This window comes from Streptomyces sp. NPDC016459 (genome assembly GCF_040632845.1).
Taxonomy (GTDB): Bacteria; Actinomycetota; Actinomycetes; order Streptomycetales; family Streptomycetaceae; genus Streptomyces.
The window spans coordinates 55,057-79,717 of sequence record NZ_JBEYCR010000007.1; the positions used below are offsets into that span (position 1 = coordinate 55,057).

At 69.9% G+C, this 24,661-nt stretch carries 12 protein-coding genes; 4 read left to right on the forward strand and 8 right to left on the reverse strand.

What is annotated here, in order from left to right; all coding sequences use genetic code 11:
* Positions 1-70: 70 nt before the first annotated feature.
* Positions 71-9,361 (reverse strand): amino acid adenylation domain-containing protein, encoded by a 9,291-nt coding sequence (locus ABZ567_RS18840; protein ID WP_360791018.1) that lies wholly within the window; start codon positions 9,359-9,361, stop codon positions 71-73.
* A 339-nt stretch (positions 9,362-9,700) separates the two neighbouring features.
* Between ABZ567_RS18840 and ABZ567_RS18845 the strand changes: the two genes are divergently transcribed.
* The gene (locus tag ABZ567_RS18845; protein WP_360791021.1) at positions 9,701-10,963 is read left to right on the forward strand and encodes a helix-turn-helix transcriptional regulator; all 1,263 of its coding nucleotides are present in this window, start codon (positions 9,701-9,703) and stop codon (positions 10,961-10,963) included.
* A gap of 110 nt (positions 10,964-11,073) precedes the next feature.
* Here the strand turns inward: ABZ567_RS18845 and ABZ567_RS18850 are convergent, their stop codons facing one another.
* Together ABZ567_RS18850 and ABZ567_RS18855 are read right to left on the reverse strand one after the other, a co-directional pair.
* Positions 11,074-11,814, reverse strand: coding sequence for a 4'-phosphopantetheinyl transferase superfamily protein (locus ABZ567_RS18850; protein ID WP_360791024.1), 741 nt, complete (start codon positions 11,812-11,814; stop codon positions 11,074-11,076).
* 85 nt (positions 11,815-11,899) lie between these two features.
* On the reverse strand, positions 11,900-14,125 hold the full coding sequence (locus tag ABZ567_RS18855) for an MMPL family transporter (RefSeq protein WP_360791027.1): 2,226 nt from the start codon (positions 14,123-14,125) through the stop codon (positions 11,900-11,902).
* 183 nt (positions 14,126-14,308) lie between these two features.
* Here ABZ567_RS18855 and ABZ567_RS18860 point away from each other — a divergent pair, with 183 nt between their 5' ends.
* The 3 genes from ABZ567_RS18860 to ABZ567_RS18870 are packed head-to-tail and all read left to right on the forward strand — an operon-like array spanning position 14,309 to position 17,110.
* Positions 14,309-15,583 (forward strand): histidine kinase, encoded by a 1,275-nt coding sequence (locus ABZ567_RS18860; RefSeq protein WP_360791030.1) that lies wholly within the window; start codon positions 14,309-14,311, stop codon positions 15,581-15,583.
* Positions 15,584-15,588: 5 nt separating this feature from the next.
* Positions 15,589-16,266, forward strand: coding sequence for a response regulator transcription factor (locus ABZ567_RS18865; RefSeq protein WP_360791033.1), 678 nt, complete (start codon positions 15,589-15,591; stop codon positions 16,264-16,266).
* A 22-nt stretch (positions 16,267-16,288) separates the two neighbouring features.
* Positions 16,289-17,110, forward strand: a complete 822-nt coding sequence (locus ABZ567_RS18870; protein ID WP_360791036.1) for a DUF4097 family beta strand repeat-containing protein — start codon at positions 16,289-16,291, stop codon at positions 17,108-17,110.
* Positions 17,111-17,181: 71 nt separating this feature from the next.
* On the opposite strand, the gene ABZ567_RS18875 is transcribed toward ABZ567_RS18870, so the two are convergent.
* The 5 genes from ABZ567_RS18875 to ABZ567_RS18895 form a co-directional block, all read right to left on the reverse strand.
* Positions 17,182-18,711 (reverse strand): aldehyde dehydrogenase family protein, encoded by a 1,530-nt coding sequence (locus ABZ567_RS18875; RefSeq protein ID WP_360791039.1) that lies wholly within the window; start codon positions 18,709-18,711, stop codon positions 17,182-17,184.
* 115 nt (positions 18,712-18,826) lie between these two features.
* Positions 18,827-19,108 carry an acyl carrier protein gene (locus ABZ567_RS18880; protein WP_360791041.1) on the reverse strand — a complete coding sequence of 94 codons (282 nt, stop codon included), beginning with the start codon at positions 19,106-19,108 and terminating at the stop codon, positions 18,827-18,829.
* A gap of 65 nt (positions 19,109-19,173) precedes the next feature.
* Entirely contained in the window at positions 19,174-20,859 is a 1,686-nt protein-coding gene (locus tag ABZ567_RS18885) for an acyl-CoA dehydrogenase (protein WP_360791044.1), read from the reverse strand.
* A complete protein-coding gene (locus ABZ567_RS18890) occupies positions 20,856-22,547 on the reverse strand; it encodes an acyl-CoA dehydrogenase (protein WP_360791046.1) in 1,692 nt (563 codons plus the stop codon). The genes ABZ567_RS18885 and ABZ567_RS18890 overlap by 4 nt, the downstream gene beginning before the upstream one ends.
* Positions 22,544-24,280, reverse strand: a complete 1,737-nt coding sequence (locus ABZ567_RS18895; protein ID WP_360791049.1) for a fatty acyl-AMP ligase — start codon at positions 24,278-24,280, stop codon at positions 22,544-22,546. Before ABZ567_RS18895 ends, ABZ567_RS18890 begins: the two co-directional genes overlap by 4 nt.
* Between the last annotated feature and the right edge of the window lie 381 nt (positions 24,281-24,661).

Below are 24,661 nucleotides of genomic sequence, written 5' to 3' on the forward strand. Positions count from 1 at the left end.
GCCACCGATCCGGTGGCGGGTGGGAGCGCCCCGGGGTGGCGCGAAGAATCGATACGGGTTGAGGGCGGGCTCAGCCGCGCGAGCGGGCGGACGGGCCGAGGCGCGCGGCCCGGCGGGCGCGGCTCGCGGCACGCTCGCTCCGGGCCCGTTCCCGCAGCCCGGCACGGATCTCGCCGACGGTCGCGGTGCCGTCCGCGAGTGCCGTCAGAGCGAGACAGAGTCGGTCGGCGATGCCGGCGGCCCGGTCGGTGGGTACGCGGACGGTGTCGTGGTTCAGCGCGATGACGAGCCGGTCCCCTTCGGGGGCGGCGGAGACGGTGACGGGAAGTTCGGTCTGCTCCAGTGCTTCGGAACGCGCCACGGCCAGGCCGGGAAGTCCCTCGCCCAGGTCGGCGAAGGGGAAGTTGGCCACGATCACGGAGGTGTCGAAGAGCCCGGCCGAGCTGGTCCGCCCGCTCCAGACGGCGATCCGGGCGAGGGGCGTGTGAATGTGGTCCTGGGCCTGGTTCAGGGACTGCTGCACGTCCCTGGCCCAGGTTCCGACCGGCAGGGCGGCGGGCAGCCGGGTACGTAGCGGAACGGTGTTGATGAACATCCCGACCATGCGGTCCACGTCCTCGAGCTCCGTGGGCCGCCCTGAGCCGACACTGCCGAACACCACGTCGTCGGTGTCGGTCTCGGCGGCGAGGGTGAGTGCCCACGCCGCGTGCACCGCGCCGCCGAGAGTGACGCCGAAGCGCCCTGCGGTCTCCCGCAGCCGCGCGGTGTCGGCGGCCGACAGCCGCACCACGTGGTCCCGGTGGATCGCGGGAGCGTCCGCCTGCGGGGCGAGCGGCGTCGGGGTGAAGCCGGCCAGGGCACGGGTCCAGAAATCCCTTGAAGCGTCCGGGTCCTGACGTGCCACCCACCGGGCGAAGGAGCCGAAGTCGGGGGCGCGGTCGAGCCTCTGGGTCTCTCCCTTGCGGCTCGCGGTGTAGTGCTCGAGCACCTCGCCCAGGAGGATGGGCAGCGACCAGCCGTCGAACAGCACGTGGTGATTGGTCCACACGAAGGCCCAGCGGCCGTCCGCGAGCCGGATCACGGCGAGCCGTACGAGCGGACCCTCGCGCAGGTCGAAGCCGGCGTGCCGGTCCTCGTGCACGAAGGCGTCGAGCCGTGCCTCCGGGTCTGCCGAACCGCACGGGCCCCCGGTGTCCACACCTCCTTCCGTGTACGTGCCGTCCGCCGTGAAGTCCAGCAAGGCTACGGGCAGTTCACGGGAGGCGGGCACCACCAGGAGCGGACGCGGCACGTCCTGCCACACGCACACGCCGCGCAGCACGGCGTGCCGGTCGACGGCAGCCTGCCAGGCACGCGCGAACGCCTCCTGGTCCAAGTCGCCTTCGAGCACGCAGACGAGCTGCTCCACGTAGACCCCGCTGCCCGCCGAACTGTCCTCGGCCAGGCTGCGGAAGAGCATGCCCTCCTGCGTCGGCGTGAGCGGCCACACCGCCGTCAGGTCGCCCCAGCGTGCGGCCCAGTCGCGTACGACGTGGACCGGGGCGGTGCCGTGTCGCAGCCCGGAGGTGAGCGCGGGCACGTCCGGCTCCGCGGTCAGCGAGCGCAGCTCGTCCAGGACGGCGTCCACGAGCGCGTCGGCAGCGGCCTGCCCGGTGTGCTCGACCTCGACGGCGAGGCGGCCGTCGGTGACGAGGCTCTCCACCAGGATCGCGGACGGACGTGTCCCCTGCGGGTCGCGGACCTGGCCGAAGCCGGGCTGGCGGAGTTCGAGCGAGGCATCCGGGTCGGAGAGGGTGCTGACCCGGCCCAGGTAGTTGAAGCTGAGGTGGGGTTCGGGCATCGCCTCCAGGCGTCGTGCCAGCTCCTCGTCGTGGGCCATGTGCCGGACCACGCCGTGGTCGATGCCGCGGTACACCAGCTCCCGCAGCCGGCCGCGGACATCCCACAGGGTTCCGAGCGGGCCGTCCTGGGCGACGGCCACGGGGAAGGGGGCCAGGGTGGTGAACCAGCCGACCGTGCGCGACAGGTCGATGTCCGGGTGCAGGCCCTCGCGACCGTGGCTCTCCAGCTCCACGACGACCGTGGCGAGCCCGGCCACCCGGGACTGGGCTCGGGCCGCCGCAGTGATGAGCCCCTCTTCGAGGGTGCCGCCGAGCCGATACACGAGGGCCCGCTGGAGCTCCTCGGTCTGCTCGGCTGTCAGCTCCCGGCGGGCCCGGCACGAGGCACCCTCGGTCCCGGGTGCGGCGCCGGCCGTCCCCGGCCCAGAGGGGCCGGTGAGTTCGGCGAGTTCGACGAGGTCCGCGCGGACCCGGCCGAGGATCTGCGGGTCGAGGGCCCGGCGGCGCAGCTCGGCGGTCCACTGCCGGTGCGTGGTGCCTTCGGGCTGGAGCGCGGGGGCACGGCCGTTCCGTACGGCGTCGAGCGCGAACTCCAGGTCCTCCAGGACGATCCGCCAGGAGACCGCGTCCATGACCAGGTGGTGGGCGACGAGCAGCAGCCGTTGCGGGACCGTCGGACCCAGGTCGGTCAGGTGCGCCCGCAGGAGCGGGCCGCGTGCGGTGTCGAGCCGGGTTTGCAGTTCGTCGGCCAGCTCGCGCAGCCGCTGCTCGGCCTCGGCGATGGGGAGGGCTGACAGATCGGTGTGCTCCACCGGGACGTCGACCGCCGTGTCGACCACGGCCCGTACCCCGCTACCGTCGCCCTCGCCGTCCACGAAGCGGGTGCGCAGCGCCTCGTGCGTGCCGACCACGGCGTTGAGCGCGGCGGCCAGCTCGTCGGGCCGGATCCGGGTGCGGACGTCGAGGAGCACGTCCATGTTCCAGTGGTCCGGTGAGGTCAGCTCCAGGTCGTGGAACCACCGCTGGATCGGGCTGAGCGCGTCGGTGCTGTCTCCTTGAGTGCGGGTGCCCGCCGCCACGCCGGTGGTGACGTGCGGGGCGAGTCCCGCGATGGTCGGGTGCTGGAAGATCTGGCGCGGGGTGACGTGGATACCGAGCCTGCGGGCCTTGGCGACCACCTGGATCGACAGGATGGAGTCCCCGCCGAGCGCCAGGTAGTCGTCGTGCACGCCGACCCGCTCAAGGCCCAGAACCTGGCACCACACCTCGGCCAGTCGCCGTTCCACCTCGCTGCGGGGCGCGACAAAGCCGTCCTCCGCCGCTTCCCAGGTAGGGGCGGGCAGCGCACGCCGGTCCACCTTGCCGTTCGCCGACAGCGGCAATACGTCGAGGTCCATGACCGCGACGGGCACCATGTGCGCGGGCAACCGCTCCCCCGCCCACTCCCGCACCGTCTCCGGATCGCAGACGACACCGGCACGAGCGACGACGTAGGCCACCAACCGCGCCTCGCCACCGCCGGGCGGCGTCACGGCGGCCACAGCGCAGTCGGCCACCCCTGCCGCGCCACGCACGACCGCCTCGATTTCGCCCAACTCCACCCGGAATCCGCGGATCTTGACCTGCTCGTCGACGCGGCCGCAGAACTCCAGGGCTCCGTCGGCGTCGAAACGTACGAGATCACCGGTGCGATACAGGCGGGCACCTGCCGTGCCGGAGAACGGATCCGGCACGAACCGCTCGGCGGTCAGCCCACCCCGCCCCGCGTATCCGCGCGCCACGCCCGCACCACCCACATACAACTCACCCACACCGCCCGCAGCCACCGGCCGCATCAGCCCGTCGAGCACGAACACGGTGCGGCCGGGCAGCGGCCGCCCGAGCGGAACGGTTCCGACGGTGCCGGTTCCCTCCGCGTCGTCGGCGGCGACCTCGTGGACGGTGGCGGTGATGACGGTCTCGGTGGGTCCGTAGGCGTTGATGACGCGGCCACCCACCGTGCGCCGCCAGATGCCGGTCTCGGCGGCGGGCATGGCATCGCCGCCGACGACGGTGAGGCGGACGTCCAGCGCGGCGGGCACGGCGGCACCGTCGGCGAGGGCGGTGGCCAGCTGCCGCCACAGTCCGGTCGGCGGGTTGAAGACGGTGACCTGGTGGTCCGCCAGGAAGGCGAGCAGCTCATCGGCGCCGAGGAGGCCGTCGGTCCGGATCACGGCCGCGCCGCCCCCGATCAGCGGCGCGAACAGCTGCTCGGTGCTGACGTCGAAGGAGAAGGAGCCGAAGACCAGGACCCGGTCGCGGGCGGTCAGCCCGAAGGCTCCGCCGATCTGTACGAGGTGTGCGGCCAGTTGACCGTGTGTCACGGCCACGCCCTTGGGCCGGCCGGTGGAGCCGGACGTGAAGACCAGGTAGGCGAGGTCGTCCTCATGCGCCGCGTCCAGACCCGCCCGGTCGACCCGCGCGGCCAGATCGAGACGGTCGGCGTCCAGCACCGCAGTACCGGCGGGCAGGAGGCCGTCGAGCAACTCCCGCTCTGCACCGCCGCGTATGACGACGGCGCAGTCGGCCTCGCCGACCATCAACCGCAACCGCTCAGCCGGATACGAAGGATCGAGGGCAAGCCACGCACCACCGGCCCGCTGCACACCCAACATCGCAACAGCCATCAGCGCGCCACGCGGCAGGCACAGACCCACCACGGAGTCCGGCCCCACGCCCAGCTCCCGCAGGCGCACCGCCACTACAGCCGACGCCCGCTCCACTTCCCCATACGTCCAGCCTCGCTCGCCATCGATCAAAGCCACGTCATCAGGCGCCACGACCGCATGTGCCACGACCGCCTCGAACACCGGTCGGGCGCCACCCACCGCCTCGACCCCCACACCCGACCACGCCGACGCCACGCCGGTGTCACCGATACCCAGCTCGCCCAAGGTGGTCCCCGGGTCACCGGTGAGTGCGTCCAAGGTGTGATCGAGGTCGTCGAGGAGCCGCTGCGCGGCGTCGGCGTCGAAGGCCGCCGCGTCGACGCACAGCCGCAGCTCCAGGTGTTCGCCGGGCATGACCTGGACACTGACCGGGTAGGTGGTGCGCTCGACGAGGCGACCGCTGTCCACGGTGAAGCCGTCGGTGGCGAGCCCCTCGAAGGGGTAGTTCTCGACGACGACGATGGAGTCGAAGAGCTGGGCACCGGCCGGGGCGCCGCCCCAGGAGGTGACGTCGGCGAGTGGGGCGTGCTGGTGGTCGGTGAGGTCCTGGAGGCTCTGGTGGACGGAGGCGAGCCACGCGTCGGCCCGCATGTCGTCGGAGATCCGTACGCGCAGCGGCAGGGTGTTGATGAACAGGCCGACGGCGCGCTCGATGCCGTCGATCTCGGCGGGGCGTCCGGAGAGCACGCTGCCGACCGCCAGGTCCCGGGCGCCGGTGCGCCGGGCGACCACCAGGGTCCACGCGGCGTGGACCAGCGCGGCGACGGTGACTCCCCTTTCGCGGGCGATGGAGCGCAGGGTCCGGGACCGCTCGTCGGGCAGCCGCAGTGCGGGCTCGTGCCGACCGGCGCCGAGGTCGGCGGCCGTGGCTCGGGCGGGGGCGAGCAGGGCGGGGGCGGTGAGACCGGTGAGCTGCTTGCGCCAGAAGGCCTCGTCCTCGGCACGGTCACGGCTCGCGTTCCAGCGCACGAAGGCGCCGTAGTCAGGAGCGGGTGCGAGACCGGTGTCGGTGCCGGTGCGCAGGGCGGTGTAAAGCGCGAACGCGTCGCCGGCGACGACGGGCAGCGACCAGCCGTCGATGAGGATGTGGTGGTTGGTCCACACGAAGGTCCACGCGTCCGCGGCGGTGCGGAACAGCGCGAGGCGCACCAGAGGGCTGCCGCTCAGCTCGAAGCCCGCGCTCCGGTCGCGCGCCAGGAACTCCTCAATGCGCTCCGCCGTCGTCTCTTCGGCGTCGCCGTCCACGGCCGTCCAGTCCTCGTACACGGAGGGTACGTCGACGTCCCGTGGCACCACGAGCAGGGGCGTGTCGACCTCCTGCCAGGCGCAGTGCGCGCGCAGGGCGGAGTGCCGGTTCATGGCACGACGCCAGGCGTCGAGGAAGACCTGCGGGTCGAGTTCGCCGCTCAGGGTGCACACCAACTGCTCGGTGTAGGCGTCCGACCGCGGTTCGGCGAGGGCGTGGTAGAGCATGCCCTGCTGGAGGCCGGACATGGGCCACACCGCATGCAGTGGGCCGTGGTCGCGTTCCCAGGAGGCGATCAGGCCGGCGGGCAGCAGCCCGGCCATGCCGTCCGGCGACGTACCGACGCCGTCCTCGTCCCTATCTCCGCCGTCCGGGGCGAGCAGGAGCTCGGCCTGCAGGGCGAGAGCGGCGATCGTGGGGTGCTCGAAGATCTGGCGCGGGGTGATGCGGATACCGACCCCGCGGGCCTTGGCGACCACCTGGATCGACAGGATGGAGTCCCCGCCGAGCGCCAGGTAGTCGTCGTGCACGCCGACCCGCTCAAGGCCCAGAACCTGGCACCACACCTCGGCCAGACGGCGCTCCACCTCGCTGCGAGGCTCGACATAGCCCTCCCCGGCGACCTCCCATCGGGGTGCGGGCAGCGCGCGCCGGTCCACCTTGCCGTTCGGGGACAGCGGCAGTGCGTCGAGACCCATGACCGCGACGGGCACCATGTGCCCGGGCAGCCGCTCCCCCACCCATGCCCGCAGACCGGCTGCGTCCACGAGTGCGCCGCCCTGGGTCACCACGTAGGCGGCGAGGCGCAGCTCACCACCGCCCGGGGCGGCCACGGCGGCCACCACGGCGTCGGTGACGTCGGCGGCGGACCGGAGCACGGCCTCGATCTCGCCCAACTCCACCCGGAACCCGCGGATCTTGACCTGCTCGTCGACGCGGCCGCAGAACTCCAGGGCGCCGCCGGCGTCGAAGCGTACGAGATCACCGGTGCGGTACAGGCGCGCACCCGGCATCCCCGAAAAGGGATCCGGCACGAACCGCTCGGCGGTCAGCCCACCCCGCCCCGCGTATCCGCGCGCCACGCCCACACCACCCACATACAACTCACCCACACCGCCCGCAGCCACCGGCCGCATCAGCCCGTCGAGTACGAACACGGTGGTGCCGGCGATCGGGGTGCCGATGGGCACGTTGCCGGGGCTGTCGTCGACGCAGAAGTGGCCGGTGGCCCAGACAGTGGCCTCGCTCGGCCCGTACTCGTTCACCAGGGCGCAGTCCGGCAGCGCGGCCCGGTGTTCGGCTACCAGGTCGGCGGGGCAGGCCTCGCCCGCGACCACGACGGTGCGCAGGGAACGGCCGGGACCGCCCGGCCGGTTAAGGAGGGCGCGGTAGAACGAGGGCACGGTCAGGGTGTGGGTCAGCGCGTGCCGCTCCACCAGAGCGGCCAGCTGGTCGGCGTCCTTGACCTGCTCGGCGTCGGGCACGACCAGGGTGCCGCCGAACGTGAGGGTCCAGAAGATGCCCGCGTAGGAACTGTCGAAGGCGAAGGGCGAAAGCAGAAGGAAGCGCGGTGGCCGCGGCCCGTAGAAGGTGGCGCGTGCCGCAGTGGAGCGGGAGAGCGTGCGGTGGGTCACGGCCACGCCCTTGGGCCGGCCGGTGGAACCCGACGTGAAGACCAGGTAGGCGAGGTCGTCCTCATACGCCGCGTCCAGACCCACCCGGTCGACCTGCGCCGTCAGGTCAAGACCGTCGGTCTCCAGAACCGGAGTACCTGCCGGCAACGCACCATCAAGCAACTTCTCTTGCGCTGCACCACGAACGACGACGGCACAACCCGCCTCACCCACCATCAACCGCAACCGCTCAGCCGGATACGAAGGATCGAGGGCAAGCCACGCACCACCGGCCCGCTGCACACCCAACATCGCAACAGCCATCAGCGCGCCACGCGGCAAGCACAGACCCACCACGGAATCCGGCCCCACGCCCAGCTCCCGCAGGCGCACCGCCACTACAGCCGACGCCCGCTCCAACTCCGAATAAGTCCAACTACGTTCGCCATCCACGACGGCCACGTCATCAGGCGTCGAACCCGCATGCGCCACAATCGCCTCGAACACCGGCCGGCCGCCACTCGCCGCCTCAACCCCGACACCCGACCACACCGACACCGCCCCGGCATCACCGACACCGAGGTCGGCGACGGTCGCGGTCGGGTCGGCGACGGCCTCGTTCACCAAGGCCTCGAAGAGCCGGGCGTAGCCGGCGACGGTGTCTGCGTCGAGCCGGGCCGGGTCGTAATGGAGGACGCCACGCACTTCGCCGTCGATCTCGCCCGCCTGCATCCGCAGCGGGAACTGCGCCACCTGCTGGCGCACCGGCACAGGCTCGATGTCGTATCCGGCCAAGGGGACGGTGCCCAGGCCGCCGAGAATCGACCTGGTGCCGTAGGAGAGCCGGTCCGACTCGAACTGGAAGCTCACTTGGTAGAGCGACTGCCCGGAAAGCGCCGACCCCGGCGCCAAGCGCCCCAGGACCGTCGGCGTGGGCAGGGCCCGATGCCGTACGGCACCGACGTGTGTGGTGCGTGTGGCATTCAGGACGGAGTCGAAGGTGGCGTCGGCGGTGACCGGGGTCCGCAGCAGCAGGGAGTTGGTGAAGTGACCGACAGTCCGCTTGAAGGGCTTCTTGCGGCCCTCCACGGGGAACCCGACGACGATGTCCTCGCAGCCGGTGAGCTTGTGCAGCAGCACGTTGAAGGCGGCGAGCAGCACCGTGGCGGTGGTGCAGCGGTTGGATTCAGCCAGCTTACGTATTCGATCGGCGAGTTCGATGCCGAGACGGAACGGGACGTGGGCGGGGGCATCGACATCGGCCACAGGGCGGGGTGCGGTCATGCCGGGCAGGTCGAGGGCGAACCGGCAGTTCTCGAACTGTTGCGCCCAGTAGTCGCGTAACCCCTCCGAGCGGGGGCCGTCCAGAAATGCGCGCTCATCGGCCACGTGACGCGCGTAGGAGGTGTCGGGTTCAACAGTCGGACCTGACGTACCGTCCCCCTCGGACCGGTAGGCCGTGAGCAGGTCCTCCAGAGTGATGAAGAGGGAGCTCATGTCGCCTGCGACGTGATGCAGGACGAGGTGCAGGGTGGTGGCGTCGGTGTCCTGATAGACAAAGAGCCGGGCGGGCGCCTCGCGGTCCAGGGCGAAGGGGCGCTCGTAGTCGCGGGCGGCGAGCACCCGTAGCTCCTCGGCACTGATTCCCGGCGTCCGGCGGACGGCGAAGGGGGCGTCAGCCGCATGCCAACGCTGCACATAGCCTTCGGCCCTGGGTGCGATGACGCCGGTGAGCACCGGGTGACGAACACAGACGACGTCCCAGGCACGGCGCAGCAGCTCGGCATCGAGACTCTCGGCAACCCTCACGCATCCGGCCACGTGGTACGCAGGCGAGTCGGGCGCGAGTTCTTGAAGGAAGAAGAGGGAGGCCTGCCCCACAGAAAGTGCTACCTCTACCGCCTCGGGACTCCGCTCGGCGGCAGAGTTCCCCCCAGCACGCATGACATCCATTGTGCGACGCCTTCCCCCGTAAGCTGTCACATGTGTGACAGCACCCGTCACATGTGTCACGACTGTAGACAGTCACCTGTCACAGATCAAGCCAGATTTTGCACACAGATTGCCAGAAGCTCTTGACCTGCGACGCCTTCAGTTTTTCGCTCGCACCGCTCCGAGTCCTGGCCACGGTTCGACAGCCAGACCACACGAGCTCTACGCTGCCCCCGTAACAACGGGTGACGGTGCAGCAAATCCCATGCGGCACTTGACCAAGAGCGATGGCCACACGGCCGGGCGTTGTGGCCATCGCTTGCCACTCCCGGCAAGCCGAGGCGATCCCGGAGGACGATGATGATCGAGCAGCCCGCATTCGGACGCAGACTGAGACAACTGCGACTACAGCGCGGCCTTTCCCAGAGCGACATAGCGGGCGACGAGGTGTCGGCCAGCTATGTCTCGCGCGTGGAAAGCGGTCAGCGTTCGCCCAACGACTTGATCGCGGCCTTCTTCGCTCGCAGGCTCGACGTGCCCCTGGAGGCCCTGACGAGCCCCGGTTCCCAGGACGCGGGGGAACTCCGCAGTCGACGTCTCGACATGGCCGGCAGGCTGCTCGAGGCGCGCGCCCTGCGCAAGGACAACGAACTGGCTGATGCCGCTGAGCTGCTGCGCGGCATCGGTGCGGAGGCCGACGGGTGCGCCGAGGAGGATGTGCTGTGGGAGGCGGCCTGGGATCTCGCCGACATTCTGCGGGAGCTGGGCAACGCCGCCGAGGAACACACCGTCCTCTCCGGCCTGGCCGAGACCGCCCTGTCACAGGAGACACCCCGGCTGGCCGCTCGCGTCGCCACCGCGCTCTCCAAGAACCTGCTCCGTCAGGGACGACTGGGCGAAGCCGTCCGCGCCGCCGAGCACGCCGTGTCGGTCACCGTCGCACTGCCGCCCACCGCACACGAACGGGTGGGCGCGATGCTGGCGCTGGTCAACTCCTATGCCGACAGCGGAGAGCTGGAGAACGCTTCGAGCCTCGCCGATACTCTCCAGGAGATCGTCGAGGACATTCCGTCCCGGCAGCTGCGCGGCCAGGTGTACTGGGCGGTGGGCAGCGCCCGCTTTCTGTGCGAACGGCCGCGAGACGCGACGCGACTGCACGAGCAGGCGTTCACCTGCCTGCACCCGGAGGCGAACCTGGCGGCCTGGGCCCGGTTGTGTCGCGCCTCGGCGGCGCTCCGCCTGGAGTACGACCCCTCGGACGACGCCGCGCAGCAAGCGGCACGGCTGCTCGCACGCGCCCGCCAGGCCCTCGAACTCGTCGGCCGCGCCGGCGACATGGCCGACCTGATGCTGGCCGAGGCTCAGCTGGCGCTGCGCCTGGAGCAGCCTGAGCGCATCCTGGAACTGACGGCCAAGGTATGCGAAGGCGGCGCCGAGCTCCCGCTGGCAGGGCAAGGGAAGTGCCAGATGCTCGCGGCCCGGGCGCACGCGCTGGCCGGGGACATCGAGGCGGCCAAGGACTGCTACCGGAACGCGGCCGAGATCCTGGACCGGGCCGGTGCCTACCGAAAGTCCTCCGAAGCCTGGCGGCAGTTGAGCGAACTGCTCACGACCGGCCCCTGAGCGGGGCCGGTCGGAGCCAACCGGCTGACCGGACATGAGCGCGCGGGGGGAAAGTCGCGCCGAGTCCGGTCAGCCGGAGTTCCGTGGGCAGAGCGCCTGCCAGACGGAGTTCAGTGGCAGTGCGCCTGCTGGAAAGACGGATCGAACATCCAGGTGTGCAGGACGCTCACGGGCCCGGCGACCGCGACGGCCGCCACCGTGCCGCGCCCGCCAGGCAGGTCGCGTACCTGTACTTCGGCGACGCCGGCGCCGTCCGGCAGCGGCACCGCCACCGCACCCGCCCCGTCCTCGACGAGCACGTCCACCTCGTCCGGCGGCACGCGCAACCCGTAGCCGGCCGCGCGCAGTACCGCCTCTTTGCGGGTCCACAGACTGAGGAAGAACATCTGCCGAGCAGACGGCGACAGTCGCCGAAGCAACCGCTGCTCCCACTCCGTCAGGGACAGGTGCAGGTTCTCCCCGTAAGCCACGTCGCCGTCCTGGACGTCGACACCGACATCGCTGTCCAGCGACACGGCGACCAGCTGCTGTCCGCCTCCGTAAGCGGCGCTGAAGCACACCTCGCGGTCCACCAGAGCGGGCCGTCCATGCTCCGAGCGGCAGAACTCGATGTCGACCGGGCTGCGCCCGAGGATCCAGCCGAGCACTCTGCGGGTCAGGGCTCGAGTGCGTAAGAAGGCCAATCCGTCGCCGACACTGCCCAGAGCCTCCGCCATGTCCCGCTCCTCTTCGGTGACCAGGCCCAGCGCCTCCTCGACGTCCTCGCTCGACGGACCCAGAGGGGCCCTGAAGACGTGAAGTTCGCTCGACCTCACCACCAGACCGGAAGGAACCGCGGCCCACCCACCCATATCCCTAATCTCCTTGGTTCGCTGGCCGCCGGGTTGGGGGGAAGGTCCGGGGCAAGGGCCCGGGCCTTCCCCCTCGGACATCCGATCAGTCGTGGGAGAGAGCCGGCACCTTGCGCATCGACCGCGGCTCCTGCCATGCCCGTGAGCCCAGCAGTGTCAGCGCGGCAGGCAGCAACACACCGCGGATCACAGTGGCGTCGAGGAGGATGGCGACGGCCAGGCCCACACCCAGCTGCTTCATCTCGAGGGTCGACAGCGTCGCGAACACCGCGAACACCGCGACCATGATCACTGCAGCTGTGCTGACCACGCCGGCAGAGGTGAGAATGCCGTGTCTGACCGCCGCATGTGTGGAGCCCCCCAGCTTGACGCCCTCGCGAATCCGGCTCAGAACGAAGACGTGATAGTCCATCGACAGACCGTACAGAACAACAAACAGGATAAGCGGCAGCCAGGAAACGACCGCTCCATTTGAGTCAAAGCCCAGGAGACTTTCAGCCCACTCGTACTGGAAGACGAGAACAAGTACGCCGTAAGCAGCCGCGACCGAAAGGATGTTGAGCACGCCGGTCAGGAGTGCGAGCGCCACCGAGCGGAACGCGAGCAGCATGATCCCCAGGCAGAGCAGGGTGACGAACCCGATCACCATGGGCAGCCGGTCCTCCAGCGTCTGGGAGAAGTCCGCCGAGAAGGCCGTTTCCCCACCGACGGCCCACTTGCCGACATCGGCGTCCTCCAAGGCCTCCGGCGCCAGCTGCGAGCGCAGCAGCGTCAGCGTCTCCTTGGCTTCGGAGCCACCCGCGTCACCGCCCACGTGCAGTTCGAGCCGGGACACCGTTCCGTCCTCGGACACAGCGAGGTCCGGCTTCTCGGAATCCGCGAACCTGCCGGTCGCCATCGCCTTCTCGTGCAGTCCGGTCAGCACCCGGGCCACCTCGCCGGCGCTGGCCTTGTCGGCCTGGACGACCACGTCGTGGGACGTGCCCTCGCTCGGGAAGGCCTCGACCACCCGGTCGTACGTCTTCATGATCTCGTACGAGCGGGGCAGATCGTCGTCACCGGGCATCTTCAGCTTCATGCCGAGCGCGGGCGCGGCCAGCGCCAGCATCGCCACCAGGCCGATGACCAGGCTTACACCCGGCGCCTTCAGGACGGGACGCAGCACGGCGGCCCACAGCTTGCTCTCCTTGCCCACGTCGGTGGTGCGCCGCCACAGCAGCGGGATCCTCGGCCGGTCGATCTTGTCGCCGAGGCCCGCGAGCGCGGCCGGAAGTACCGTCAGGGAGCCGAGCACGGCCACCAGGACCACCAGGACGGTGCCCAGGGCCAGCGAGGAGAAGAGCATGCTGCCGGAGAGGAACATGCCGGCCATGGCAATCGCCACGGTCAGACCGGAGACCAGGACGGCCCGCCCCGAGGTGGCCGCCGCGATGCGCAACGCCGCGTCCGGGGATGCGCCGAGCGCCCGCTCCTCGCGCCGGCGCCGGATGTAGAAGAGTGAGTAGTCGACCCCGACCGCAAGACCCATCAGCAGGATCAGACTGGCCTGGTTCTCGTTCACCGGGACCAACAGCGAGGTGACTCCGGCCAGGCCGAACGCGAAGACCACCGAGGTGATGCCGAGCAGTACCGGAAGTCCCGCGGCGAGCAGTGCACCGAAGGCCACCAGGAGAATCACCAACGTCAGCGGCACACTGATGAATTCCGCCCGCTGGAAGTCGGCTCCCAGCTGCGTGCTCAACTCCTTGGTGACGGAGCCCTTTCCGAGCTGTTCGACGCGCAGGTCGGCACGGGCCGCCTGCTCGGCCGCGGTCGCCTCCAGCATGGGACCGACCACGCTCTTGGGCTTCTTCTTCTCGTCGCCGCTGCCCAGTTCGAGGGTGACCGGCAGCAGGACGCTCCGCCCGTCCTTCGAGGGGATGGGGTCGCCGACCCGGGTGACCTCGTCCACCGCGTCGTACCGCTCGCGCAGGGATGCGACCACGGTCTCGACCGTCCCTGCCGACAGCTTGCCACTGCGGGCCTGGATCAGCACCCTCTCGACGCCGTCGTCGGCGAAGTCGGCACCGTCCAGCATCCGCTCTGCGACCGCTGACTGCCCGGTGAGGTTGTCGGCGTCTTCCTGGGCCTGGACGCCTGTGACCAGGCTTGCCGCGTACGCCAGGATCACCGCCACGATCCACAGCAGGATGGTGCTCTTGCGGTGCTCCATGCTCCAAGCGGCCGTGCGCTCCACAAAGCCGCGTGGGGGCCGGGCCCCCGAGGTTCCGGGGCGCTTGTGCGCGGTGTCCTTCTCTTCGCTGACTGACATCGTCAAAGCTCCTCGTCAAGGGGTATGCCGTGACGCTACTCAGCGGCCCCTGCCGCTGTCGGGCGTGCAGCCACCCGTGGGCAGGTAGTGCTGCCACTACCTGAAAAGGACACGCCTGCACGCTCGGAGCGGCCCAGCTCCCGTGCCTAAGATCCAGTTAGTCGATCTGAACCGGAGGGCGCCATGCGGCTGAGGCCACCGCGGATTCGAGTCGCCCTGTACCGCCTGGCTCGGGGCCTGCTCTCGAAGGACACACGCAACGACCTGCTGCAGTTGCTGACCACGCTCGTGATGTCGCCGCTGTACGTGATCCCCATGGTGTTGTTCACACTCGGTGTGAGCCTGACCCCGCTGCTCCTGGTGGGGCTGCCGCTGGTGCCCCTGGCCATGAAGCTGGCGGCCTGGATCGCCCGGCTCGACCGCGAACGGCTCGACGTCCTGCGTGGTTTCGCCATCGACATGCCCGTCGCGAACCCCGGCAAGGGCTGGAAGGACCGCCTGGAGCGGCTCTTCGGCCGACGCGCCTGGCGCGAGCTGGGCTTCACCGCGATCATGACGCTGTGGGGGCTCGGCGCGGGCGGACTGGTGATGATGGTGCTCGCGGCGGGCCTGCTGCTCGCCCTGTTGCCCTTCATCGGCCCCTTCCTGCCGGACGGCTCCTCACTGCTGGGTCTGGACGTAGGAAGCATGGCCGGCGCGGTGGCCGGCGGCGTCGTCGGCCTGGCACTGCTCTCCGCCGGCCTGTGGCTCGGCGGCCCGCTGGCCCGTGCCGAGTCCGCCGTGGTCGCCCGGATGCTCGGCGCCAATCGCGTCGACCACCTCGTACGCCGGATGATGGACCTGGAGGACAGCCGCTCGCGGATGGTGGACGCCGCTGAGCTGGAACGACAGCGCATCGAGCGCGACCTGCACGACGGAGCACAGCAGCGGCTGCTCTCGGTCGCCATGAGTCTGGGCCGCGCCAAGTCTCGCTTCGCCCGGGATCCGGAGAGTGCGCAGGCGTTGGTGATCGCCGCGCACCAGGAGGCCAAGGCCGCCATGCAGGAGCTGCGGGACGTCACGCGCGGCCTGCACCCGGCCATCCTCACCGAGCAGGGCATCGAGCCGGCTCTGATCACGATCGCGGCCCGCTGCCCGATCCGCGTCGACCTGTCCGTGCAGCTTCCGCAGCGCCCCAGCCCACGGGCCGAAGCGGTCGCCTACTACGTTGTCTCCGAGCTGCTCACCAACATCGCCAAGCACGCCGCGGCCGACCGGGCCGCAGTCACCGTCCTGCGCGATGAGAACCTGTTGCGGCTCACTGTCACCGACGACGGTATCGGCGGCGCCGATCCTGCCCGAGGGTCGGGCATCAGCGGGCTGCGGGACCGGGTCCGGGCGGTCGACGGACATCTCACGCTCTCCAGCCCCGTCGGCGGTCCCACCGTCGTCGACGTCACACTGCCCTGGAGGGCTTAGCAGACATGTTGCGCGTCGTGATCGCCGAAGACTCCGTCCTGCTGCGGACCGGCCTCGTCAAGTTGCTCACGGACGAGGACATCGACGTCGTGGGGCAGGCCGGAGACGGCGACGAACTGCTCACGCTGGTCGCCGACCTCGCCCCCGACCTGTGCCTGGTGGATGTACGAATGCCTCCCACGCACACCGACGAAGGGCTGCGCGCCGCTCTGTCGATCCGTGCCACGGACCCGACCCAACCCGTCCTGGTCCTTTCCCAGTACGTGGAGGCCCGCTACGCCTCCAAGCTCCTCGCGCACGGCAGCCTGGGGCTCGGCTACCTGCTCAAGGACCGCGTCGCCGACGTGGACGAGTTCGTGGCTACTCTGCACCGCGTCGCGGAGGGTGGCACCGCCCTCGACGCCGAGGTGATCAGCCAGATCTTCGCGGGCAATCAGAAGAAGGACAGTCTCGCACCGCTCACCGCGCGTGAGCGGGAGGTGCTCGCTCTGATGGCCGAGGGTCTCAGCAACGGTGGCCTCGCGGAACGCCTGTTCATCACCGAACGCTCCGTCGAGAAGCACATCCGCTCCATCTTCACCAAGCTCGACCTGCTCCCCGGCGACGAGGGGAACCGCCGCGTCCGTGCCGTCCTGCAGTACCTCAGCTCCCCATCGACCGACCATCCCATCGAACCGCGCTGACCACCGGACACGGGAGTAGGAAATGCACCAGACCATCGGCTCGACCGATTCGGCACCGCGTCTTGGGGGCTCCCCCCGGCGCTCCGGCCTGCGGCGCGTCATCCGCCTCATCGCGATCCTGACCAGCATCGTGCTCGTCGGCGGGGGCGCGTGGTACCTGCTGCTCTTCTTGGTCACCCGAACCGATTCCGGATCCGCGGCGATCGACAAGTCGGTGCGGATCGTGGAGGTCACGATCGACAGCGGCGACGTCCGGATCGACGTGGCCGGGCAGGGCGAGAAGACGGAGCTGCACAAGAAACTGACAAAGTCACTGCGCTCTCCCGACGAGAAGATCGAGCACGACGGGGACACTCTGCGCATCACCACCACGTGCGGGGACGGCATGGGCCAGTGCGGGTCGGACTACTCCCTGACAGTGCAGGCAGGTACTCGGGTCAAGGTCAGCACGCGGCTCGGCGACGTGTCCGTGACGGGCGTGCGGGCCTCGGTGGAGGGACGCACGCGAATCGGCAGCGTCCACGTCGAGCACGTGACCGGCGACCGGATCGTCGCAGCCAGCGAGACCGGTGCCGTCACGCTCAAGGATGTCGACTTCGACACCGCCGAGGCCACGTCCAAGATGGGTGACATCCGGGTCGATGAGATCGAGCCGTTCAAGAAGCTGAAGGCCGTCACCAAGATGGGGGACGTGGAGCTGCGTCTCCCGTCGAGCGCGGGCCCGTTCGCGGTGAACGCCCTGACGGAGATCGGCGACCGGAACGTGGAGGTGGAGGTGGCCTCCTCCGGTACGGCGGTGGAGGCCCGCACGGAGATCGGCGATGTGACGGTACGCAACGACTGACACCGGTCAACACTGAGGCACCGCCCGGAGGGCCCTCCGGGCGGTGCCTCAGTGTTGTCTACGTGGGACGTTCAGGAAAGCCGGAAACCGAAGTCCGCGTCGATCTCCCGGACGTCCATCTGCGCGCGCTGCAGGGTACCCGCGTAATCCCAGTTCATCGACTGCCAGGAGGTGAACTGGTCGATGACCCAGATGCCCGACTGCCGGCTGCCGTTCCCGGAAAGGCCGTTGCCCCCGAACGGCAGATGCGCCTCCGCACCCACCGTCGAGTTGTTCACGCTGACCATGCCGGCCGAGCAGCGCTCACGGAAGGAGAACGCTGTCCGCGCCGAGCCGGTGTAGACCGCGGCCGACAGCCCGTACCCGTGCCCGTTGGCAAGCGTGACGGCCTCGTCGAAGGTGTCGTACGCCATGACCGACACGAGCGGGCCGAAGGTCTCGGTCCGGTACAGCTCGTCGTCCGACCGCACCCCGGCCACGATGGTCGGGTGCGCGAATACTCCGGCATCCGGGTCGCCCACGAAGCCCTTGCGAGGGCTGTCGGAGGTGATCTGGCCGGTGGCGCCGGAACCGGAGAGCGTGTGGTGCGGTCGTACGAGCTTCAGGGAGCCGAGAAAGTTCTCCAGGTATCGCTCGCCGATGAGCGGTCCGTAGAAGACGTCTTCCCGTTGGGGATCCCCGACGGCCAGGTCCTCCACGGCCGCGCTGAAGCGGGCGAGGAACTCGTCGTGCACATCGCGGTGGGCGATCACGGTGCCCAGCGATGTACAGCGCTGCCCAGCGGTGGCGAATCCACTGAACACCGCTCCCTGGACGGCGAGTTCGAGGTCGGCGTCATCCGCGACCACGAGGGGGTTCTTGCCGCCGAGTTCCAGGCACGGGGACTGCAAGTGCCGCCCCGCCAGCTCGCTCACCCGACGCCCGGCCGCCGTGGACCCGGTGAAGCCGATCTTCTGTACGAGCCCCTCGGCCAGCGCCCGTTCGAGCCCGGCGTACGTGGTCTCGCCATCGGCGTGCACCAGGCGCAGCACATCCTCCGGCACCCCACCGGCCCGGAACAGCGCGGCGAGCGCCTCCGCGACGGCGACCGCGGACTCCGACGGCTTCCACACCACCGCATTGCCGCAGAGCAGCGCCGGTACGAGATACCAGGCGGGTACCGCGGCGGGGAAGTTCGCCGCAGTGATCACGGCGGCGGTGCCCAGCGGTCTGCGGTAGGTGAACAGCTGCTTGTCCGGCATCTCACTGGGCACGGTCTGGCCGTACAGCCGCCGTCCCTCACCCAGGAAGAAGTCGCAGGTGTCGATGACCTCCTGCACCTCCCCCAGGGACTCGCGGTACGGCTTGCCGACCTCCCGGGTGATCAGCGCGGCCAGCGCCTCCTTGTTCTCCGCAACGAGTCGGCCCACGTTCTGCGCCACCCGCCCCCGGAGCGGCGCCGGCCACGACGCCCACGCGCTCTGCGCTTCGTGGGCGGCACGTGCTGCCTCGACCAGGCCGTCCGCGTCGCTCAGCATCCGCTCCGCGACGACGTCCTTCAGGTCAGCCGGATTACGCGACACGGTCAGCCGTTCGACGGCCACGTTCTTCCGCTCGGCCACGTTGGAAAGCCCTCCCCCTCAGGTATGAAAAACAACACTCGGCCGCGCGAGCACCCGACCTCTTGTCAAAGCTGCTGTCATTTCCGATGAATGTGCTGTCATAGATGCTGTGCCATCAGGCCCTTCTCGCCTGCTCCTCGCGCTCCGCCATCAGGAATTTGGCGAGTTGGGCGATCGTCGGGTGGTCCCACACGGCCGTGGGTTCCACCCGGATCCCAAGCCAGTCCTCCACGTCGGCGGTGAAGGCCACGACCGCGATGGAGTCCAGGCCGTACTCGCCGAGTTCCTGGTGCGGGTCAACCGCGTCGTCCAGGTCGGGCACGTACTCACCGACACGAGCGACGAGCCAGCTCTCCAGTTCGTCGAGGGTGATCGGGTCAGTTCCGGGGTTGGGCATCTGATTGCTCCTCAAGAGTGGAATGCTGCTGATCTGGGATGACTGTTCTGCTCTGTCTCGGGTGGTCACCGGTACCCGCGTGCGGAGAGGCCGAAGCTCACCGTGCGGTCGTCGCGGTCCAACAGCTCTTCGACGAGTGCGCCCTCCACCTCGGTCGGCACGTCGTCGGGCCGTCCGGCGTCGATACCCGTGAGCCGGGTCAGCGCGGCGACGAGCCACTCCGGGCGCGCCAGGAAGTCGCCGGTCGGGGCGTGCCGCCAGACGCCGATGCACGCGGCGGCGGCGAGCACCGTGGTGTACCGGGCCGCGAGATCGCGTACCTCGACCGATGCCGCGATCGACAGATCTCGGGGTCTGAGGCCGGCACACGCCTCCGTGAGCGATTCGAGGCGTCGCACATGGGTCTCGATCAGCGGCCGCAGCGGCTCCGGGACATCAGCATCCAGCGCGGCGTTGAGGGCCTGGGCGAGCCCGTCCTGTCCGCCCGCGTAAACCCGCAGCCCGGCCAGGTCGAGCGGCGGAAGCTCGGCGTCCGGGACGAACAGGGCGGCCGGGGCGGGTGCGGCACCGGACCACGAACGGCGTGCGAGCACCGGAAGCTGCGGCAGTATCGCGGACAGACAGGCCGCGCGGGCGATGTGTCCGAAGCCGACCGGCTTGATGTCCCTTGCCATCTTCTGGAACACCGCGTGTTCACCGTCGCGGCGGTAGAACTCGGACCCCATCACCAGCGAGAGCTGCTCCAGCGCGTCGAGCAACACTCCAGCCAGGAGATACTTCACGGCGGGTGCGTACACGCTGCCGGACTCCGGCAGCACGTGCAGCGACCGGGCGGCAACCGCCGCGAACGCCTCGCACAGCAACTGGTCGGCGAACGCATTGGCCAGTGTGGTGCGCACCATCGGAATGGCGGCGACGTCCCGGCCGTAGAGCCGACGCCTGCGTACGTGGTGCAGCGTGACGCGCAGTGAGGTGTCCAGCAACGCGGTACTCATACCAGGCATGGCGATGCGGGTCAGCTGGAAGGCACGGGCCACCGTCTCGATTCCGGTGCCCGGGGTGCCGAGAACCGCGTCCGCGTCCACCGGGCAGTCCTGCATCTCGATCCCGCCCAGGCGCACGCCGCGCATCCCGACCGAGCGGAATCGCGGGAGGAACCGGAAGCGCTCGGGATCGAGCTCCGCCACCGGAACGAACAGCTGCGAGCAGGCGCGCGGCCCGCCGGTGGGATCGGAGCGGACAAGGAACACCACCCCGTGGGCCCGGTCCAGGTTGGTGATCGACTCCTTGCGGCCGGTCAGCGACAGGCCGCCGTCCGTGGGCGTGGCCGCGAACTCGACGGAGCCGATGTCGTTGCCGTGCGCGAGCTCGTGGAACGCACAGGAGATCTTCTTGCCCGCCAGCAGCAGCTCGGCCGCGTCGCGACGCTGGCCGGGCGATCCCGAGGTCCATATGTTGACTGCGCCGAGCAGTGAGCTGGAACAGTGGCCGAGGCCGAGGCTCGGGTCGCGCCGGTAGACCGAACGCATCAGCTCGACGAGGTGATCGACCCGTTCGAGCCGACCGCCGAGCGAGCCGGGCACGAACTCGGCGAGGATCCCGAACTCGTCCAGCGCACCGGCACCGCCTTCCGGAACATCCTCGCGTTCGTCCGCGGCGACTACGGCTGCGAACCCTGCCGGGTTGGCCGGGTCGAAGGGGTCACCGAGGCGCTCCTCCAGCGCTTCCATCCGCGTATGGATGTCGCTCATGCGGACACCTCCACAGGCGTGCCAAGCAGGGAGACGCGGTCACCCGCGTCACCGAGCAGAAGGCTGCCGAGCTCGTCGAACGTGGCGGTCGCCTCGGAGGGCGGCGCGCCGAGGCCTTCCAGGACCAGGGCGAGGCAGCCGCGCAGCCAGAGGCCGTCGCGCCACCAGTCACGGTCGTGGTGCTGCGGGTTCGCGACCCACAGCGCCAAGGCCGCGGCGCCGGCGTGGCACCACTCGTAGCGCTCTGCCAGGCGCATCGCCGCCGTGAGCGGAGGCCCGGCGGCGACCGGCCGAAGGTCTGAGATGCGTCCGCTCAACTCGCCGTACGCGTCGAGCAGTCGGGCTGCCATACGGTCGGCGCCGTCCGGCGGATCGACCGCGAGCCGGGTGACGAGGTCTCCGAGACTGCTCAGCACCGTGTTGTCGCGCGCCATCACCCCCAGCCGGAGCGGATCGAGGGCGGCGGGTTCATGGTCCTCTCGCAGCCACTCGTGCACGGGAGCGCCGGTCGACGCGGCCGGGCGGCGGCGGCCGGGCCGGAGCACTGGGAGGCTCGAGGCGAGTGCGCTGCGGTTGACCCAGGTGCTGCCGTCGAAGATGCCCACGATCTGGTGGTCCCGTTCGATCTTCGCGAAGCCGCCGTAGCCTTCCACGCCGGTCAGGAAGCCGCGTGCGCCGAGCAGTTCGCCGACAAGGCGGAGCTGGCCCTGGATGAGTGTCGGTACGAGCGCTTTGGTGATCGCGGACACGGCGCTCAACTCCTCCGGCACCTCGTGTGCCGACCGCGCCGCCGTGTACGCGACGGTCTCGGCGAGCAGCAGACGCGCCACCGACCGGCCGGCGACGGTGCGCGCGTGCGGCAGTTCGGAGAAGCGTCGGCCGTGCAGGCGGCGCTCGCCCAGGAATCGGCGGGCGATCCTCAGAGCGTGGTCGCCCGCGCCGAGTGAAAGCGCCACACAGCCGACGCGGGTCAGTTGGAGCGACTTGAGGACGAGTTCCAGGCCCCCTCCGACCGTGCCGATGAGCGCGTGGTCTGGCACCTGGGTGTCAAGGAATTCCACTCCGCTGATGTCGGCGCCCCGGATGCCGTGCGTCGGCATCTTCGGCAGGTACCGCACGGTTCCGGGCGCCGTGGCCCGCTTGTCCACCAGGAAGACGCTGAATCCGCGCGGACCGCCGCCGGGATCGGTGCGCGCGAGCACACAGACGAAGCGCCCGCGCGTCGCGTTGTTCACCGGCCACTTACGGCCGGACAGGCGCCAGCCGGACCCCTGCCGGGTCGCCGTGAGTTCACCGGCGAGCAGGTCGCTGCCGCCGCCCGGCTCGGTGAGCCCCCAGGCCACGGCCTCGCCCGCCATGACGTGCCGGGCCAGGGAGGTGGCCGGTTCTCCCTCGCCCGCGGCCCACACCGAAACCGAGCCGAGGAACGTCTTGCCGTGCGCGACCGCAACGGTCACGTCCCGCGACGCCACCGTGCGCAGCAGGGCGTGCACCTCGTCGAGGCGCGCGAGGCGGCCACCGAAGCGGCTCGGCACGTAGTAGTCGGGCAGCCCCCACCGATCGAGCGCCGCGCACGCCTCGGTCGGGAAGGTCTCGGCTTCGTCGTGTGCGGTCAGCAGCACCGGATCGAAGGGGCCGCCGGACTGCGACCAACCATCGACTTCCCCGGCGAACTCATCGGCTCTCAACTCGCCTCTCCCGTCCCCGCCGTGGCGGAGCTCACCCGCGGCCGGTAGCCGTCCGCCCACAACGGCTGCAACTCACCACTGACGTACAGTGAGCGCATGGAGGACCTCTGGACCTTCCCGCTCGTGGTGCGCCGCACCTCGCCGCGTCGCATGATCAGCACGGAGTGGGCCCGCAGGCCGAACTCGCGGGACACGGTCTTCCTCATCTGCGCGGCTAGTTTGGCCAGTTCCTGCTCCGGGGACCTGCGGCGTACCTCGTGGATCACCACGAGGTGTCCGTCGTCGCCGTCGTCGCTGGGCACCGTTACGACCGAGCCGAAGGTGTCGCGCAGCGGTTCGTGGTGAAGGCGGAGTTCGTGCTCGATGTCGTGCGGATAGACGTTCCGGCCGCGGATGATCAGCATGTCCTTGATGCGACCGGTCACGTACAGCTCTCCATCGACAAGTGCGCCGAGGTCCCCGGTGCGCAGGAAGCCGTCCTCGTCGCCGAGCCGCCGGTCGAATGTCGCAGCGGTGGCCTCCTCGTTGCGCCAGTAGCCGCGTACGACCGAGCCGCCGCGCAGCCAGATCTCGCCGACCTGGCCGAGCGGGAGCTCCTGAAGCGTCTGCGGGTGGACGATCCGTGCGTCCATGTCGAGCAGCCCACCACAGCTGACCAGGGTGCGGCCCGCGCCGTCGACAGCCGGCTCCACCCGGCCCTGCTCCAGGGCGTCGGGGTCACAGCGCAGAACAACGGGCTTACGTCGCGGGGTGCTCGAGACGAGCAGCGTCGCCTCCGCCATGCCGAAGCACGGTGCGAAGGTCTCCGGCCTGAACCCGGCCGACGCGAACCGCGCGGCGAAGTCGTCGAGCACACTCGCCTTGACCGGTTCCGAGCCACTGACGGCGTACTTCCAGCGCGACAGGTCAAGGCCGCGGACGTCGTCCTCGGTCACCCGCGTGACGCAGAGTTCGTACGCGAAGTTCGGCGCGGCGGTGGCGGCGATGTCGAAGTGGTCGATCAACTGGAGCCAGGTCCGGGGCCGGCGCAGGAAGGCGGCGGGGCTCATCAGCACCGTGCCGAAGCCGGTAAGGAGCGGCGACAGGATCAGTCCCATGAGGCCCATGTCGTGGTAGTTCGGCAGCCAGCCGCCGAACTTCTCGCCCTCCGCCAACGGGAACGTCGCGGCTGTCGTCGCCGCGTTCGCCAGCAGGTTTCCGTGCGTGACCACGCTGCCCTTGGGGTCGTTCGTGGAGCCGGACGTGTACTGCAGCACCGCGATGGTCTCGTGGTAGGAGCCGTGCACCTGGAAGTCATCGGCACGGAGCGCGAGATCGACCCTCGGAGAGAGCACCGGCACGGTGAATCCCTGTTGCTCGGCCCAGTCGACGACCCCTTCTCGCTCGTCCGGTGTGGTCAGTACACAGCCGACGTCGGCATCGCGAGCGATGCTGAGCACCCGCCGCTGGTCCTGCTTGTAGCGTCCGGGCATCGAGGAGGGCACCGCGATCAGGCCGGCGTAGAGGCAGCCGAGCACGGACGCGACGAACTCGACGGATGTCGGCTGGAGCAGCAGCACACGGGAGCCGACGGGGCACACCTGAAGTAATTGCTGTGCGAACACGCGTGCCACCTGGTCCAGTTGGGCATAGCTGAGCAACTGGGCCGACGCCGGATCCGAGGGGTCACTGACGATGGTGACCGCCGGCTGTTGGCCTCGGTCGCGCGCGTGCAGTTCAAGAATCTCGGACACGCTTCTCGCGCCGAGGAGATCCATCATGCTCGTCTACTCCTGGTATGGAAGGGATCGAGGACTTTGTCGGCGGGCTCACGAGTCCTGCGAGATGACGGGTTGGCCGGATGACACCGGGAAGCCACCGGGCGAATACGGAGGGAACGGCTTCGCCGTCCCTGAGGCAGGGAGAGAAGCCGGGAAGGGTGCACATGCCGATCGTGTGCTGACGCAGCTCTACAGTCCGCTGGTTCGGTGGCGTTCTCCGCCGTGCACGACAGCCATTCCGACTCCCCCCTGAGTCGTCACAGAAATTGACTTCATTTCGTCACGTGAGTCACAACCTTAGACAGGGAGTGGGTCAAACCTCAAGAGAATACTGGCAGACACCTTGCATCCCGA